The 16172-nt window shown below is 33.7% G+C and carries 16 protein-coding genes; 13 read left to right on the forward strand and 3 right to left on the reverse strand.

Going from position 1 to position 16172, the window contains the following annotated elements; translation table 11 throughout:
- Positions 1 to 88: 88 nt before the first annotated feature.
- Together ACNQGO_RS01125 and ACNQGO_RS01130 are read right to left on the reverse strand one after the other, a co-directional pair.
- The gene (locus ACNQGO_RS01125; RefSeq protein ID WP_417977500.1) at positions 89 to 973 is read right to left on the reverse strand and encodes an NAD kinase; all 885 of its coding nucleotides are present in this window, start codon (positions 971 to 973) and stop codon (positions 89 to 91) included.
- Between the two features lie 76 nt (positions 974 to 1049).
- Positions 1050 to 1709 (reverse strand): CBS domain-containing protein, encoded by a 660-nt coding sequence (locus ACNQGO_RS01130; RefSeq protein ID WP_417983906.1) that lies wholly within the window; start codon positions 1707 to 1709, stop codon positions 1050 to 1052.
- Between the two features lie 114 nt (positions 1710 to 1823).
- On the opposite strand from ACNQGO_RS01130, the gene ACNQGO_RS01135 reads away from it, so the two are divergent.
- From ACNQGO_RS01135 to ACNQGO_RS01145, 3 genes are all read left to right on the forward strand, one after another.
- Positions 1824 to 2537 carry a pyridoxine 5'-phosphate synthase gene (locus tag ACNQGO_RS01135; protein WP_417983907.1) on the forward strand — a complete coding sequence of 238 codons (714 nt, stop codon included), beginning with the start codon at positions 1824 to 1826 and terminating at the stop codon, positions 2535 to 2537.
- A gap of 81 nt (positions 2538 to 2618) precedes the next feature.
- The gene (locus ACNQGO_RS01140) at positions 2619 to 4892 is read left to right on the forward strand and encodes a TonB-dependent receptor plug domain-containing protein (protein WP_417983908.1); all 2274 of its coding nucleotides are present in this window, start codon (positions 2619 to 2621) and stop codon (positions 4890 to 4892) included.
- Between the two features lie 3 nt (positions 4893 to 4895).
- Entirely contained in the window at positions 4896 to 5750 is an 855-nt protein-coding gene (locus ACNQGO_RS01145) for a DUF4249 domain-containing protein (RefSeq protein ID WP_417983909.1), read from the forward strand.
- A gap of 53 nt (positions 5751 to 5803) precedes the next feature.
- Here the strand turns inward: ACNQGO_RS01145 and ACNQGO_RS01150 are convergent, their stop codons facing one another.
- Positions 5804 to 7159 carry a hypothetical protein gene (locus ACNQGO_RS01150; protein WP_417983910.1) on the reverse strand — a complete coding sequence of 452 codons (1356 nt, stop codon included), beginning with the start codon at positions 7157 to 7159 and terminating at the stop codon, positions 5804 to 5806.
- A 234-nt stretch (positions 7160 to 7393) separates the two neighbouring features.
- Between ACNQGO_RS01150 and ACNQGO_RS01155 the strand changes: the two genes are divergently transcribed.
- The 10 genes from ACNQGO_RS01155 (at position 7394) to ACNQGO_RS01200 (ending at position 16170) form a co-directional block, all read left to right on the forward strand.
- Positions 7394 to 8158: an alpha/beta fold hydrolase gene (locus ACNQGO_RS01155; protein ID WP_417944690.1), complete on the forward strand. Its 765-nt coding sequence runs from the start codon at positions 7394 to 7396 to the stop codon at positions 8156 to 8158.
- A 48-nt stretch (positions 8159 to 8206) separates the two neighbouring features.
- The gene (locus tag ACNQGO_RS01160) at positions 8207 to 8551 is read left to right on the forward strand and encodes a phage holin family protein (protein WP_417969381.1); all 345 of its coding nucleotides are present in this window, start codon (positions 8207 to 8209) and stop codon (positions 8549 to 8551) included.
- A gap of 609 nt (positions 8552 to 9160) precedes the next feature.
- A complete protein-coding gene (locus tag ACNQGO_RS01165) occupies positions 9161 to 10027 on the forward strand; it encodes a DUF3347 domain-containing protein (RefSeq protein WP_417969377.1) in 867 nt (288 codons plus the stop codon).
- Between the two features lie 17 nt (positions 10028 to 10044).
- Positions 10045 to 10515 carry a TlpA family protein disulfide reductase gene (locus ACNQGO_RS01170; RefSeq protein WP_417983911.1) on the forward strand — a complete coding sequence of 157 codons (471 nt, stop codon included), beginning with the start codon at positions 10045 to 10047 and terminating at the stop codon, positions 10513 to 10515.
- Positions 10516 to 10519: 4 nt separating this feature from the next.
- On the forward strand, positions 10520 to 11020 hold the full coding sequence (locus ACNQGO_RS01175; RefSeq protein WP_417969373.1) for a heavy-metal-associated domain-containing protein: 501 nt from the start codon (positions 10520 to 10522) through the stop codon (positions 11018 to 11020).
- Positions 11017 to 11835, forward strand: coding sequence for a hypothetical protein (locus ACNQGO_RS01180; RefSeq protein WP_417969372.1), 819 nt, complete (start codon positions 11017 to 11019; stop codon positions 11833 to 11835). The genes ACNQGO_RS01175 and ACNQGO_RS01180 overlap by 4 nt, the downstream gene beginning before the upstream one ends.
- A 19-nt stretch (positions 11836 to 11854) precedes the next feature.
- Positions 11855 to 12571: a DUF3347 domain-containing protein gene (locus ACNQGO_RS01185; protein ID WP_417969371.1), complete on the forward strand. Its 717-nt coding sequence runs from the start codon at positions 11855 to 11857 to the stop codon at positions 12569 to 12571.
- Positions 12572 to 13042, forward strand: a complete 471-nt coding sequence (locus ACNQGO_RS01190) for a heme-binding domain-containing protein (RefSeq protein ID WP_417969370.1) — start codon at positions 12572 to 12574, stop codon at positions 13040 to 13042.
- A 202-nt stretch (positions 13043 to 13244) separates the two neighbouring features.
- A complete protein-coding gene (locus ACNQGO_RS01195) occupies positions 13245 to 13556 on the forward strand; it encodes a heavy metal-binding domain-containing protein (protein ID WP_417983912.1) in 312 nt (103 codons plus the stop codon).
- Positions 13557 to 13632: 76 nt separating this feature from the next.
- Positions 13633 to 16170, forward strand: a complete 2538-nt coding sequence (locus ACNQGO_RS01200) for a heavy metal translocating P-type ATPase (protein WP_417983913.1) — start codon at positions 13633 to 13635, stop codon at positions 16168 to 16170.
- Positions 16171 to 16172 lie beyond the last annotated feature (2 nt).

A 16172-nucleotide genomic window follows, 5' to 3' on the forward strand; every position in this document is an offset into this window, starting at 1 on the left:
ATTCAGTATTAAACGCACTATTAATAAGTATTTAATTTAGTAAAACGGGAAAAATTGATAAAATCGTATAGCGTTTGCTTAAAATGATTTAATTCCTCTTGTCTTCTCCCCAAAGTAGTTTGCTGCGGAGTGTTTTCAAAAAGGTTTCCTCGGGAATTTCGACCATATTAATTTGAAAAGGAGTTTTCTTTAAAGTTAGCACCGACTCGTTTCTAACAGATGTAACTCTAGAATCTAGAGAAACTAAATAGTATTCATCTCTTCCAGAAACTTTAAGTCTAATTTCAGTTTCATCGGGAACTACTAGTGGTCGTGCAGTAAGATTGTGAGGGGCAATAGGTGTAATAACGAGGCTTTTTACATCTGGGGTCAAAATAGGACCGCCGCAGCTTAGAGAGTATCCTGTAGATCCTGTTGGGGTTGAAATAATTAATCCGTCAGCCCAATACGAATTCAGATACTCCTCGTTTAAATACGTATCAATTGTTATCATCGAGGTGGTATCTTTTCTGCTAACCGTAATTTCATTCATAGCAAAATTAATTGCATCGATAGACTCATTAGGAGGAGTGCAAGTTAAACTCAGTAAAGTTCGTTTAGAAATCGTATATTTTCTATCAATTACAAATTGCATGAACGAGGCTATGTTTTCCTTTTGTACCGAAGCTAAAAAACCCAGTCTTCCAGCATTAATCCCTAAGATGGGAATCCCAGAATCACGAACTAAAGTTGCCGCTCTTAAAATGGTTCCGTCACCACCTATACTAATTAACATGTCAAAACTACTATCAAGTTCTGTATGTGAGGTAAATGTTTTGTATTTGTTCTCTACAATTTTTTTTTCGTTAAGCATTATTAAAAAATGCGACTCAATGATCATCTCTACATTGTTCTTGTTAAAAAAAACAAAGATGTCGTTTATTATAGGCTCTGTACTGTTTTGATAATATTGACCGTAGATAGCTACTTTCATCTTTTTGCTGAATCGTTTTCTGTTAGTGTAAGTTGTATGTCGTTAGATCGATTAAAATGCTAATCAGTCCTGTAAACTATATATTAAGGTATTTGTCTAAATAATCAGAGCGTTCCTTTAAATTATTGATGTAATTATCTTCTTGGTGTTCTGATATGATTTCATAATTGTACCTCCTAAAAGTTTGAATAATTTCATTCATAGCGCCTAAAGTTATTTTCAACGTAATTTCAACGCTATCAATACTTGACTCTGAGACGAATAAGCCCAAAAGCTTTCCATTATTGCTTTCTACAATTTGGGTAATTTGACTCATGGAATAATCTAAAACGCCTTTACGAACCACGATAATTCCGCCTGGTTCTTGTAAAAATGGGGTTTCATGAAAAAACTTCATGATATCTTCTATTTCATAATACCCAACGTAACTATTGTTTTCGTCTAGAACGGGAACTAAATTAGTATTGTTTTTTGCAAAAACTTCTAAAACATCAAGCCACATGGTATCTGTTTTAGTAAAAAAACCTTCCAATGTAAAGCGGTAATCCAGTATTTTTTTGTCACTGTCAAAAGTTTCAATATCCTCAGCTGCGATACTACCAATGTAAACTCCTTCTTCTAAAACCGGAAAATGTGAAAAGTGTAAATCACTAAAGAAATTTTGAACCGCTGCGATAGAATCGAAACTATCAATTGCCTTTACATCATTGGTTATATACTCTGTAATTTCTGTCATAAATCAATTTGGAATATTTCATGCAAAATAATCAAAAATAAGCAAAATCTCCTAAGTTTTACTTTGTATTTTTGTTCCAAGTAAAAACAAGTTTCAAAATCAAAAAGTGTGTTCATGACAAAGTTAAGTGTAAACATCAATAAAATAGCTACTTTGCGAAATGCTCGTGGAGGAAATGTTCCCAATTTATTAAAAGTAGCCACCGACATTCAAAAATTTGGTGCCGAAGGAATTACGATACATCCACGACCAGATGAGCGCCACATTCGCTATCAAGATGCCCGAGATTTGAAGGCAATTGTTTATACCGAATACAATATCGAAGGCAATCCGGAGCAAACATTTATTGATCTTGTTCTCGAAATAAAGCCAACTCAAGTTACCCTAGTTCCAGATGCTATCGATGCGATCACATCAAATGCGGGATGGAATACCGTAAAACATGAAGCTTTTTTGACTGAAGTGGTGCAGGAATTTCAACGCAACGGTATTCGAACGTCTATTTTTGTAGATCCAATTCTCGAAATGATCGAAGGAGCTAAAAAAATTGGAACCGAGAGAATCGAGTTGTATACAGAGGCATTTGCACACCATTACGGTTTAGGAAATCAAAATGCGATTTTGCCATATACACAATCAGCAATTTTTGCCAACGAATTAGGATTGGGAATCAATGCAGGTCACGATTTAAGTTTGGATAACATTCAATTTTTTAAACAAAATATCCCAGGATTACTTGAAGTTTCAATTGGTCATGCCTTAATCTCAGAAGCTATTTATTTGGGATTAGATAATGTGGTCAATATGTATTTGCAAAAATTAAAGTAAGAAATAAATTAAAACAATTATAACCTGATGTAATTGGGTTGTAATTGCTTACTTTAGCATTATTCGTATTAAAATTTAGTCTTGAAGCCAATTATTTTGTTTTGTTTATTATTTTTTTCCAATTTGTTTGCGCAGTCCAAGGTGACCATAGCTGGGAATGTGAAATCGTTTGAAAATAAAAAATTAATAGGAGTACGTATTTCGTTAGAAACTAATGGTCAGCATTACAATTATGTAAGTGATACTTTGGGCAGCTTTACGGCCAAACTTCCATCCGATTTTGTTAAAATTGTAGTTAATCAATTTGGTTATCTTGAAAAAACTTTAAGTTTTAAATGTGAAAATGACACAATAATTTCTATTATTTTAGAAAAGGATGTTTCTTTTTTAAAAGAAGTTGTTATATCCAATAATAAAAGGAGCGGCATTACAAGTTTATCTGGTGGGAAATTATCTTTTAATTTAAAAGAATTAGCCGCAGTTCCAACAGTCCTTGGAACAACAGATATTATCAAAATTTTACAACTCACACCAGGAGTGCAGAACTCTGGTGATGCAAATGGATATTTGTATGTTAGAGGAGGTGATCCAGGACATAATGCAATATTGTATGAAGGAACGCCTATTTATGGAATGGCACATCTGCTGGGTGTTTTTCCTTTTTATAATACGGATCATATACAAGAAGTTGAATTTGATAAATCAAGCTCAAATTCAAAATATGGAGGGCGTTTAAGTTCAACAACTTTATTAATTGCTAATAAAAAAATACCTGTACAATTTGCGTTTCAAGGAAATGTTGGCTTACTAGCATCTCAGGCTACTTTAAGCATTCCAATTAGTAAAAAATCTGGGATTACATTATCTGGAAGAAAAACATATATTGATGAGATTATTGCTCCAACATTGAAATCTGGATCAAAAAATAATGATGTTCAAGATATGAAATATGGCTTTTTGGACGGTAATTTAACTTTTGTTACAGAAATTTCTAAAAATAGCCTATTAAGTATTTCGGCTTTTTCAAGTGCTGATAAATTGCAGATAAAAGACTCAAATTTGGCCTTACGAACCAGCTTGAAATGGAGTAATTTGACTATCTCTCCTTCTTTATTTACTAAATTGTCTTCTAAAACCAGTATGTCGAATGCTATTTATTTCACGCGTTACACTAATGAGTTGAATATGGAGCAATCAACAATTGGAATTGGTGTTTCTTCATTTGTTGATGACTTCGGATTTACTAATTCGATTAATTATTTGGTTAAAGGAACTTCTTTCGAGTCAGGTTTGCAATATGTTTATCATAATTTGCAACCACAAAAAATCCAAATTGAAAATTTAAGCACAACTAATAGTATAGAACAAAATCCCTTAATTAAAGCTAACGAATTTGCTATTTTTACAACTGCAAAACCAAAATTACAGGATAATTTGATAGCAGAATTAGGTTTAAGGATTAACTATTATATTTCAGGGGTAAAATCGTATTTGCATTTTCAACCTCGTGTTGTTCTGAATTATTATTGGAACAAAAATTTTTCGTTTTATGCTTCTTATAATAGGCAAAATCAGTATTTAAATTTAATAACGACTTCCAGTGTAGGTATTCCTACTGATTTTTGGGTTGCAAGTTCAGATGGTATTCCCGCGCAATCCTCTAATGAGTTTTCAATGGGTTCCAATCAGATTATTTCGAAGCGTTTTAGCTCTTCATTTGGCGCATTTTATCGTTCTATGAATCATTTGCTGGAATATCCTTATGGTGTTACACAGTTTAATGAAATCTCGACATTAAAAAATGATTTGCTCGAAGGAAAAGGAAAGGCTTATGGATTAGAATTTATGCTGAAAAAGAATAGCGGAAAATTTAAAGGCTGGTTAAGTTATACCTTGAGTTGGTCCGACCGAAATTTCGAAAAGCTCAATAATGGGGAAACATACTATGCTAAATATGACAGACGCCATAATGTAGCATTGGTTGGAACCTACGATTTAAATTCAAAATGGAATTTTGGTGTCACACAGATTTTTAGTTCAGGTAATCGTTTTACAATGCCTACATCATGGTATTTTATAAATAATAATCCTGTCAAAGAATATTCGGAGTATAACAATGCTCAAATGCCAAACTATATTCGAACAGATCTTTCTCTTAATTATTTTTTTATAAAAAACGCTAAAAAAGAAAGCGCATTAAATTTTTCTATTTATAATACTTTCAATATCGAAAACCCTATTTATGTTGTTTTAAATGTGGTTGTCAATGAAAATAAAGATAGTGTAGTTGTCAAGCCTGAAAAAAAGGTTTTGTATAGAATACTTCCTTCAATAAGTTGGAGATTTAAATTTTAGAGGATGAAAAAGTATAGTTTATTTCTTTTGATGGTTATTGCGTGTAGTTGCAACAATGATAGTTTTAGTGATGGAATTAAGTTGGAATCAAAATTAGCGGTAGAGGGCTGGATTGAAGAAGGAGATGTTCCTTATGTGATATTATCCAGTACAATACCAATAAATGATGTTGTTGATTCTACAAATGTTTTGGATCACGTAATACGCTCGGCAAAAATAACAGTTTCTGACGGAGAAACGGTAGAAGTTTTGCGTGTTAAAAATGATGATAATAGAGTTCCGCCGTATGTGTATTTTGGAAAAGAAATAATCGGTAAAGCGGGGAAGACATATACTTTGAAAATTGAGTATTTAAATAGAATAGTTTTGGCTACTACAAGCATTCCTAAAACAGTAACGATTGCAAATGCGGAGTATGTAAAGAAGAATACCGCGGATACTACCGGATACGTTTTTATAAAATTTGATGATCCTATAAACGAAAAGAATTATTATCAGATTGCGACTAGGATAGATAAGCAAGAACCTATTTTTATTCCTGCTTTTTACGGTAATCTAGATGATGAAAAATTTATATCTCACTCCATTTCAATGCATGTGAATAGAGGTGTATTACTCTTTCCTAAAACTAAATTCAAACCCTATTTTACCGACGGAGATTTAATTTTCGTAAAATTAAGGACTATGAATAAGGAAGGATTCGATTTTTGGAATAGTTGGCAGAATGAAATTGTAAATAGCAGAAATCCAATTTATCCATCAAATACAAGTTTAAAATCAAATATTAAAGGTGGTGTAGGGATTTGGGCTGGCTACGGCCAAAATACGATAGTAGTTAAAACACCTATTAAAAAATAAAGCCAATCTGGAATTTCTCAGATTGACTTTAGGTTTACTATAAAAAAATAGTTCTATCTTTCAAAAGCTTTCAAAAAATCCTCAAATTTAGTTTCAAGGTTATCAAATCCTTCAGAGAAATAAGTACTCATTGCAACTTCGGTACTGTCATTGAATTTTAAGTAAAGTACTTCGTCGTAATATTGAATAGTAATTGTTTCACCATTTCCGTTAGTTGACCAATATCCTCCATTAGTGTAAAACGAATTTTTTACCCATACTGGTAATTCAGTGTTATAGCTATCAGCTTTTTCTGAACGGTAAATAACGTCAGCAATCTTAGTTCCATCTTTTTTAGATACTAAAATCAATTTCAAGTTTTTATTTGAATTAACTACATTCCCCTCTGAATACTTTTTATTATATGTGTTTTCAGCAGTGTAAAATGCTTTGAAGTCGGCTTTAGGACTGTCGTAGTTTGGATATGAAGGATAAACCAAACTTTTCTCTAAAGCTTCTTCATCTTTAGATTGTGTTGCAATATCCATATCGGCTACAATGATAAAGTTATCCATGATTTGAAACAGACCATTCGCTTTACCTTTGTATTGAATAAGGTCTTTATCTTCTATTAAAGCATCAATATCAGCAGTACTTCCTGCGGTAAATGAAACTAATTTTTTTCCATTATAGGTAAAAGAAGATTTAGCAGTGTTTTGAGTTGCTTTCTTACTCCCGCTGATTTCATAAGTATAGCCATCATTTAAAACCATTTTGAAACTAGATTCATCTGGAGTTTCTATTGTGCCAGTATATTTTGCACTCGTTACAAAAGTTGCAGCTTGTGCATTGTCAATAGTCAAAGTTGCATCTACAGAAGTTGGTAAATAAAATTCATCATTTATTGTAATTCCAGTTTGCCAATTATAACTGTCTACCAGTTTTATTTTAATGTTTGAAGAGTTGCTTTTGGAAGATAAAGATGCATTGTTAGCAGTTTGAGTTGCTTTTGCAGGGAAAACAAATTTTAATTCAGTAGTTGAAGCTGTTTTAACCCATATTTTTGTTGAATTATTCCAAGTGTAAATTCCATATACGCCGGAAACATTTAGAATATCTTCTATTTTATTATCATTTTTTCCATTGAAAATGTCAACAGAACTGATCCTTAATAAATCTCCTAAATTTTGAATGGCTTCAATGGCTCCAGATGTTTTGGATTTGTTCATTTGAACTAGCATTTCATTTGCTTCAGCCTCTAGTTTCACTTTCTGTTCTGCTGGAGTTAATTTTGAATACGGTTGCTTACAGATAGCTTCAATTTGAGCAGTTAAACTTTCTTCAGAAGCGCTATCTAATTCCTCGTTGCTAGAGCAAGAAATTGTCAGTTGTGAAATAATCACTGAAAATAAAAAAATCTTTTTAATCATGGGTAAAATTTAAAATTATTAATAAATGAAATTTGGACTTTTGGGTTTGATTGTGTACAATAAAGATGTTTTATTAAAAATAACGTACAATTTAATTAGCGGCAAAATTACGGAATTTTATCAATGTCGCAATACCCACTTTTAATGATATTTATTTAAAAACCAATTAAATTATTATTGGTGAACTTAGATTTTTATCTTTGGAACATTGTTTCGATTTAAATCTAAAATTATATGCTTTTTTCAAAAATAGAAGGCTCTGGCAAGCCACTTTTAATTCTTCACGGATTTCTGGGAATGTCAGACAACTGGAAATCCCTCGGAACACAATTTGCAGTCGGTTTTCAAGTTCACATGCTCGATCTACGCAACCACGGACGAAGCATGCATTCTGATGACTTTAGTTATGAAATTATGGCTCAGGATGTCTACGAGTATTGTCAGGCTCATAATTTAGAAAACATCAATATAATAGGACACTCGATGGGTGGAAAAGTAGCTATGCTTTTGGCTACGTCACATCCTGAACTAGTCGATAAATTGATTGTGGCTGATATTGGACCAAAATTTTATCCCCAACATCATCAAGATATATTGGCGGGATTGAATGCTGTTGATTTTTCAATAGAACCCAGCCGAAGCGATGTTGAAGCAATTATGACGAAGTTTGTCCCTGATTTTGGAACGCGACAATTTTTGATGAAAAATTTATTTTGGAAAGAGCCTTCGCAATTGGCTTTTCGATTCAATCTAGCTGTTTTTAATAAAAAAATGGATGAAATAGGAGTTGCTTTACCACAAAGCACTCGTTTCCTAAAGCCAACATTGTTTATTCGTGGTGGTAATTCCAAGTACATTTTAGATAGTGACGTTGAAGATATCAAAGCGCATTTCCCAGATTCAAGCATCGAAACGATTCCGAATGTTGGGCATTGGCTACACGCCGAAAACCCAATTGAGTTTTATCAAAAAGTGACTTCTTTCTTAAAACAACCGTGATAATTTTAAATATTCACTACATTTATTAAAACTTTAAAATTAAAATCCATGAATTTACTGATCAAAATTCTTATTACTTCTGGCTTAGTATTGCTAATTGCAAATTTTATGCCTGGGGTTCGTGTGGCAGGATTTACCACAGCATTAATAGTAGCCATTGTTCTGGGGTTGCTTAATATATTTATCAAACCAATATTAGTACTACTTACATTGCCTGTTACGATCATTACTTTAGGATTGTTTTTATTGGTAATTAATGCACTTATGATCTTATTGTGTACAAAGATTGTAGGCGGATTTAGCGTAGATACATTTTTAACGGCCTTGTTTTTCAGTATTATTTTATCATTACTGCAATCTATTTTGAATGCAATATTAGGCGAAGGGAAATAAAAATTTATTTTTAACATCTATTTATGATCTCAATTATTTGGGCTTATTTTAATTTATTACCTTTGTATTTCAATTGATATAGAATGTCTAAAACGTTTTACATACTTTTATTTGCAATACTTGGTTTCATATTGACTCCAAGCCGTGCATTTGCGTGTGGAACAAAGACTGAAAAATCCTGTTGTAAAAAAATGTCCTCTGTTGAGAAGACAAAAAAAGAATGCTGCAAGAAATCAGAGTCTTCAAAGAAGAATTCTCATGAAGGTTGCGATGGGGCTTGTAAAAGTATTGGTTGCAGTAATTCAACTGTTTTATTAAGTAGCACAGCAATTTTATACAGCGATTTAAACCTTAAACTTTTTAGTTTTTCGACTGAAAAACAAAATTATTATTATTCTGCAATCTTCATATCCTCTGATTTCAGATCTGTTTGGCTTCCACCTAAAATAAGCTAAATCCCTTTTCTGACAGCCAAAATACTGTCTTTTTCAAAGCACTTTGTGTTTAACAATCATTAATTTTTTTGGTCCAATACAGATTGATATGTAGCTTACATAGCTTATTATTTCAGTTTTTTTTGGGACTAATTCACTTCAAATTCAAAATACAATGAACTCAATAAAAAAAATATTGATGGCAATGACATTATTGCTCTCAATCAACGTAGTAAGCGCGCAAATTAAAAACGCTAAAACAGAAACAGTAAAAATATACGGAAACTGTGGCATGTGTAAAACTAAAATAGAAACTGCTGGCACCCTTAAAAAAGTAACAAAAGTAGAATGGAATCAAGACACTAATATGGCAGTTCTTACTTATGATGCATCTAAGACAAGCCAGGACGAAATTTTGAAACGCATTGCTTTAGTTGGTTATGACAGCGATAAATTCCTTGCTCCAGATGCTACTTATGATGCTTTGCACGAATGTTGCCAATATGAAAGAGTAGCTAAAGTAGCTATGCCAACAGAAATTAAAATGGAATCAGCGACTACGGAAAATCATTCCAATCACGCTGATAATTCAGGTAGTAAGCAACAACACGACACACAATTAAAAGTTGTTTTTGATACTTATTTTGCGTTGAAAGATGCGTTGGTAAAAACAGACGGCAACGCGGTTGCTGCAGAAGCAAAAATAATGAAAACAGCTTTGAGTGCAGTAAAAATGGAAACTCTTGCTATGGATGTGCATATGGTTTGGATGAAGGAAATGAGTGGTTTAATGACTTCTGCCGGAGCTATTGCTGCAACGCAAGACATTGAACTTCAAAGAGAAATTTTCATTCCTTTCTCAAAATCAATTTACGAATTGCTAAAAGTAGCTAAATATGAAATGCCTGTTTACGTACAGTTTTGTCCAATGGCAAATGGAGGTGAAGGTGCTAATTGGTTAAGCAAAGAAAATGCTGTAAAGAATCCTTTTTATGGTTCTAAAATGCTGACTTGCGGAAAAGTAGTAGAAACGATTCAATAATTTTTTACAGCAATAATATGAAAAAAGTAATCGCCTGTTGTATACTGTTGCTCACTATTTCAGTTGCAAACGCACAATTAAAACTAGGCGATAGCCTGCCTGATTTTAAACTTTTCAACAATAATGAAGTTGCCGTAGAGGTAGCTTCGCTTAAAGGTAAAATAGTTTTAGTTGACTTTTGGGCTTCCTGGTGTGGGCCTTGCAGAGTGGCTAATAAAAAATTAGTTCCTTTTTACAACCAAAATAAAAGTGGCAATTTAGAAATTATAGGAATCTCTCTAGATAGTGATACTACTAAATGGAAAAATGCTATCGAAAAAGACAAGCTTCCTTACACGCAACTAATAGATCCTAATGGATTTGATGCAAAAACGGCGCTTCTCTTTGGAATTGAGCAATTGCCGAGTTCTTATTTATTTGACGAATCCGGAAAATTGGTCGCTATCAATCCAACACTTGAAGAAATTTCAATCCAATTAAAAAAATAGAATCATGAAAAATATACCGTTAAAATTTGTCTTAGTTGCTTGTTTAGTTTTAATCACAAGTATGAAATCGTTTGCTCAAATCTCAAAAGCTGAGATCATTGCAACGGGTTTAACCTGTTCTATGTGTTCCAATGCGATAAACAAGCAGTTAAAAACATTGCCCGAAGTAGTTACTATAGAAACCGATTTGAATACCAATACGTTCATTGTAACACTTAAGGAAGGTAATGATTTGAGTCCAAAAGTATTTAAGGAAAAAGTGGAAAAAGCAGGTTTTTTTGTTGGCTCTTTAGTGGTCACTTCAAAGCCCGAAACCATAACTAAAAGCGCGTATATCTTGTTTAATGACAAACTAAGTAATGTGAGTGAAATACAATTTAAAATACTTGACAAAGGATTTGTAACTGAAAAAGAGTTTAAAAAATTATCTAAAACCTATAAAAATGTCGAAACCTACGCTTCAAACAACGAAGATGATTTTCACATTAAATTGATAAACGAATGAGAAATGTAATTTTATTTTTTGTGGCAATCAGTTGTCAAACTATTTTTAGTCAAGAATTATTTGTAGTAACTGATCCTGCCAGTAATGTCCCAGCGAATTCACTTGCTTTAAACGTGATGCAATCAGCATTTAAAGAGCAAATTAAAACAGGTTATAATTACCATTTAATGCCTGAGATAACTTATGGAATAAATAAGAATTTAATGGTAAGAGGTTCCGCTTTTATAAGTACAAGAACTAATGCCTTATATGCTGAAGGCGCTGGTGTAATGGCAAAATATCGGTTTTATTCTGAAGATGATTTGAATAGTCATTTCCGCATGGCAGCATACGGAAGATATAGTTTTAATCGTGCTGATATCCATCAAGAACAAATTGAAATCTTGGGGCATAATACAGGTTTTGAAACAGGTATAATTGCAACAAAATTATTAAAAAAAGTAGCTATTAGTTCCTCTTTAAGTTTTGAGAAAGCACTAGACAATAAACCAAATTATCCTTTTCCAGATGAACTGGGAGATAATGCTACAAACTATTCGCTGTCATTTGGTAAACTAATGTATCCTAAAAAATACACGAGTTTCAAGCAAACTAATATCAATCTAATGTTAGAATTTGTAGGGCAAACCATAAACGAAAATGGAAAATCGTATTTGGATGTTGTCCCAGCGATACAATTTATTTTTAATAGTCAGGCGCGATTGGATTTAGCGTACCGTCAAGAACTAATTAGTTCAATGCTGCGTTCTGCGCCGAACGGACTGTACTTCAATTTGTATTACACGTTCTTTAACTTAAAAAAACAAAACAATTAATTTTTTAAAACTAGCAATCATGAAAACTCTATTTATAACAGCTTTACTAGCTATCACAGTAGCTTCTTGCAATCAGAAGGTTAAAGAAGTCGAAGCTGCAGAAACGACAGCAACTGCCAACGAATTATATGCTTGTTCTATGCATCCTGAAGTTACTGGCAAAAAAGGTTCAGAATGTCCGGAATGTGGTATGGAACTAACCAAGAAAGTGGCGCAAGGTACAGCAACGGAAAAAGAGGACGCCAATAACGCCGATGTAGAAACAAAAAATGCAGTGTCAAACACTAAAACAGTTGCGGCAACTTCGTTTACAATTAATGAAATTGTAAGCAGTTATATAAAGCTTAAAAATGCACTTGTAAAAGATGATTCAAAAGGAGCTGCAAACGCAGGGAAAGGTTTATACGCGATACTAAATAGTACAGATACAAAATCACTAGATGCGAAATTAAAAAAGGAATATGTTGCTATTGCCGATGATGCGAAGGAGCACGCAGAACATATTGGCGACAATTCGGGTAAAATTGAGCATCAAAGAGAACATTTTGCCATGTTGAGCAAAGACATCAACGATTTTGTACAAACTTTTGGAACTACTCAAAAATTATATCAGGATTATTGCCCAATGTATGATGAAGGGAAAAGTGGCTACTGGATAAGTGAAACTAAGGAAATCAAAAATCCATACTTTGGCTCCCAAATGCTTGCTTGTGGATCCGTACGAAAAACATTTTAAATGAAAATTAGCGTCAAAAAAATATTCGTTTTAGGTTTGATTATTTTTTTGCTGATACAATTTTATCAACCTGCTCGCAATTTAGATTACGGTCAGGTTTTGCCAACGCATTTCAATAAAATCTATGCAGTTCCATCTGATGTAGAAAGTATTTTACGAACCTCTTATTATGATTGTCACAGTAATAACACAGAATATCCGTGGTACTCCTACATTCAACCCGCGAGAATCATTTTGGATAATCATATTAAGGAAGGAAAAGAAAACTTGAATTTCAGTACGTTTGGCGATTATTCTCAACGTAAGCAGGGAAACAAATTAGAACGTATTGTTAAGCAAATCAAATCGGATGAAATGCCATTAGCGACTTACACTAGGATGCATAAAAATGCCATATTATCGCAAGAGAATAAAAGGCTATTGATTACCTGGATGGAAAACACAAGAGACAGTATGTCAACGGGCTTTTAAAAAATAAAACAGCTTTTGTATAAAAATGTCATATAGAAACTTATTTCTTTTTTTGGAGGAGAAATAGATAAAATTAAACCTTTTTAGTTGCTCATTTACAGTAAATTATACAATTTAAACCAATAAAAACACAACTGATCTAAGGCTGCTTTTTTGTACTATTACTATGCAGAAATTCATCTGCAATTAATACACTTTAATCATGAAAAAAATATTTTTTTTTACCCTAATGGCGGCTTTTGTATTGATCTCTTGTAACCAAAAAAATAATGAGAATTCAACAAATGATACTCCGATGATGAATGATAACTCCACTATGATGAACTCTGACTCTACGATGATGGGCAATGATTCAACTATGATGGGTAATGACGCAAAAATGATGAAAAATACAACAATGTATGCTTGTCCCATGCATCCTGAAGTTCAAGGCAAACTGAATGATAAATGTCCTAAATGTGGCATGAAATTAACAGAGCCTGTTGCAGAAACCGCTGTAAAAAGCAATAACTAAAATAAGGATTTACCTTATTATCTATAATCAACCTTGCTTTGTATATCGGGGTAAGGTTGATTAAAAACATACTAAAATGAAGCATACCTACACTATTACTGGAATGACTTGTAATGGCTGTCGTTCATCAGTTGAAAAAGCATTAAATTCTATTGAAGGGATTGAAGCAATGGTTTCTCTAGATCCACCAATTGCTACTTTACTAATGAAAGATCATATACCATTAGCTCAATTACAAGAAACGCTTTCTAAAGCTGGCAAGTACACCATTTCTATGGAATCTCCTGCAGATACTATCTCAGAAACATCAAATGAACTTCCAGTAAAATCTTGTTGCAGTTCGAATAAACCACAAGAGAAACCAACAGTAATTTTACCCGATAATGCGCCCGGAAAATACTATTGTCCGATGCATTGCGAGGGAGAAAAGGTTTATGATAAACCGGGAGATTGCCCCGTTTGCGGTATGGATTTGGTCAAAGAAGCGGCGTTACCTAACAGTAAAACGGTATACACTTGTCCTATGCATCCTGAAGTTGTACAAGAAGGTCCTGGTTCTTGTCCTATATGCGGAATGGATTTAGTGCCAATGGAACCAACCGAAAGTGAAGAAAATAAGGTATATAATGACTTGGTGCGTAAAATGAAAATCGCAGTAGTTTTTACGGTTCCGGTGTTCATAATTGCTATGTCAGATATGATTCCTAATAATCCATTAATGAAAATAATGGACGCTTCAAAATGGAATTGGGTACAGTTAATTTTATCGCTTCCAGTAGTTTTTTATGCGTGTTGGATGTTTTTCATTCGGGCTTATAAATCTATTATTACTTGGAATCTCAATATGTTTACTCTTATCGGAATTGGTACGGGAGTGGCATTTTTATTTAGTTTAGTTGGGATGTTTTTTCCTGATGTTTTTCCCGATGAATTCAAAACTCATAACGGAACGGTTTCTCTCTATTTTGAAGCAACGACGGTGATATTAACGTTAGTTTTATTAGGACAACTTTTAGAAGCCAGAGCACACAGTCAAACTAGTGGAGCGATAAAAGAATTGTTGAAATTAGCACCAACCGAAGCCACTTTAGTTATTGACGGAGCTGATAAAGTAATTTCGATTCATGATATCAAAAAGGGAGATCTACTACGTGTCAAACCCGGAGATAAAATTCCTGTGGATGGGAAAATTACCGATGGAGAAAGTACGATAGATGAATCGATGATTTCGGGAGAACCTATTCCTGTTGATAAAAAAAGCGATGATCCCGTAATAGCGGGAACCATAAACGGGAATAAGTCCTTTGTTATGATTGCCGAAAAAGTAGGTTCAGAAACTTTGCTTTCGCAAATCGTTAAGATGGTAAATGATGCGAGTCGTTCCAGAGCGCCCATTCAAAAGCTAGCGGATAGTATTGCTAAATATTTTGTGCCAATTGTAGTTATAGTTTCTGCAGTAACCTTTTTTGTTTGGGCACAATTTGGACCAGAACCAGCTATGGTTTATGGATTTATCAATGCCATTGCGGTATTGATAATTGCGTGTCCTTGTGCTTTGGGATTGGCTACACCCATGTCAGTAATGGTTGGCGTTGGGAAAGGAGCACAATCTGGAGTTTTGATAAAAAACGCCGAAGCACTTGAAAACATGAACAAAGTAAATGTTCTGATTACCGATAAAACAGGAACCATCACCGAAGGAAAACCTTCTGTAGAGAAAGTATTCGCTACTAATAATGACGAAGATTCTTTATTGCAAAGCATTGCTTCTTTGAATCAGTACAGCGAACATCCTTTGGCGCAAGCCGTAGTAAATTTTGCGAAAGCGAAAAAAGTTTCCTTAATCGAAGTCAAGGACTTTGAATCTATTTCAGGAAAAGGGGTTACAGGTACAGTTATCAATAAAAAAGTAGCGCTGGGAAATAAAAAATTGATGGAGCAAGTCAGTGCAACAGTTTCGGCAGAACTAGAAAATCAAATTATCGCCGAGCAAAAATTAGGTAAAACAGTCTCCTATATAGCAGTTGATAGAATTGCTGTAGGGTTTGTGTCCATTACGGACGCCATAAAAGCAACAAGTGTAGAAGCCATAAAAGAGTTGATACGTCAAGGTGTTGAGGTAATCATGTTAACAGGTGATAACGAAAATACGGCTAAAGCAGTCGCTCAGGAATTGCATCTAAGTTCTTATAAAGCGGGTTGTTTACCTGAAGACAAGTTAAAAGAAATAAAACGACTGCAAGCCGAAGGCAAAATAGTTGCCATGGCAGGCGATGGAATAAATGATGCTCCAGCATTGGCGCAAGCCGATATAGGAATTGCCATGGGAACCGGAACAGATGTAGCCATAGAAAGTGCGAAAATTACGTTGGTGAAAGGCGATTTGCTGGGGATTGTAAAAGCCAAAAATCTAAGTCATGCTGTGATGAGAAACATTAAACAAAATTTGTTTTTTGCCTTTTTTTATAACGTGTTGGGAATTCCTATTGCTGCTGGCGTTTTGTATCCTTTTTTTGGAGTCTTGCTTTCACCAATGATTGCAGCTTTGGCAATGTCTTTTAGTTCCGTTTCTGTAATTGTAAACGCACTTCGATTGCGTGGTTTAAAACTTTAAAC

Origin of the sequence: Flavobacterium frigidum, assembly GCF_048286735.1 — a bacterium.
GTDB lineage: Bacteria > Bacteroidota > Bacteroidia > Flavobacteriales > Flavobacteriaceae > Flavobacterium.

Coding starts and splice junctions, on each gene's coding strand:
- ACNQGO_RS01155 (WP_417944690.1), top strand. CDS start 7,394: ATGCTTTTTTCAAAAATAGAAGGCTCTGGCAAGCCACTTTTAATTCTT.
- ACNQGO_RS01185 (WP_417969371.1), top strand. CDS start 11,855: ATGAAAACTCTATTTATAACAGCTTTACTAGCTATCACAGTAGCTTCT.
- ACNQGO_RS01125 (WP_417977500.1), bottom strand. CDS start 973: ATGAAAGTAGCTATCTACGGTCAATATTATCAAAACAGTACAGAGCCT.
- ACNQGO_RS01160 (WP_417969381.1), top strand. CDS start 8,207: ATGAATTTACTGATCAAAATTCTTATTACTTCTGGCTTAGTATTGCTA.
- ACNQGO_RS01195 (WP_417983912.1), top strand. CDS start 13,245: ATGAAAAAAATATTTTTTTTTACCCTAATGGCGGCTTTTGTATTGATC.
- ACNQGO_RS01165 (WP_417969377.1), top strand. CDS start 9,161: ATGAACTCAATAAAAAAAATATTGATGGCAATGACATTATTGCTCTCA.
- ACNQGO_RS01150 (WP_417983910.1), bottom strand. CDS start 7,159: ATGATTAAAAAGATTTTTTTATTTTCAGTGATTATTTCACAACTGACA.
- ACNQGO_RS01130 (WP_417983906.1), bottom strand. CDS start 1,709: ATGACAGAAATTACAGAGTATATAACCAATGATGTAAAGGCAATTGAT.
- ACNQGO_RS01170 (WP_417983911.1), top strand. CDS start 10,045: ATGAAAAAAGTAATCGCCTGTTGTATACTGTTGCTCACTATTTCAGTT.
- ACNQGO_RS01135 (WP_417983907.1), top strand. CDS start 1,824: ATGACAAAGTTAAGTGTAAACATCAATAAAATAGCTACTTTGCGAAAT.
- ACNQGO_RS01190 (WP_417969370.1), top strand. CDS start 12,572: ATGAAAATTAGCGTCAAAAAAATATTCGTTTTAGGTTTGATTATTTTT.
- ACNQGO_RS01145 (WP_417983909.1), top strand. CDS start 4,896: ATGAAAAAGTATAGTTTATTTCTTTTGATGGTTATTGCGTGTAGTTGC.
- ACNQGO_RS01200 (WP_417983913.1), top strand. CDS start 13,633: ATGAAGCATACCTACACTATTACTGGAATGACTTGTAATGGCTGTCGT.
- ACNQGO_RS01180 (WP_417969372.1), top strand. CDS start 11,017: ATGAGAAATGTAATTTTATTTTTTGTGGCAATCAGTTGTCAAACTATT.
- ACNQGO_RS01175 (WP_417969373.1), top strand. CDS start 10,520: ATGAAAAATATACCGTTAAAATTTGTCTTAGTTGCTTGTTTAGTTTTA.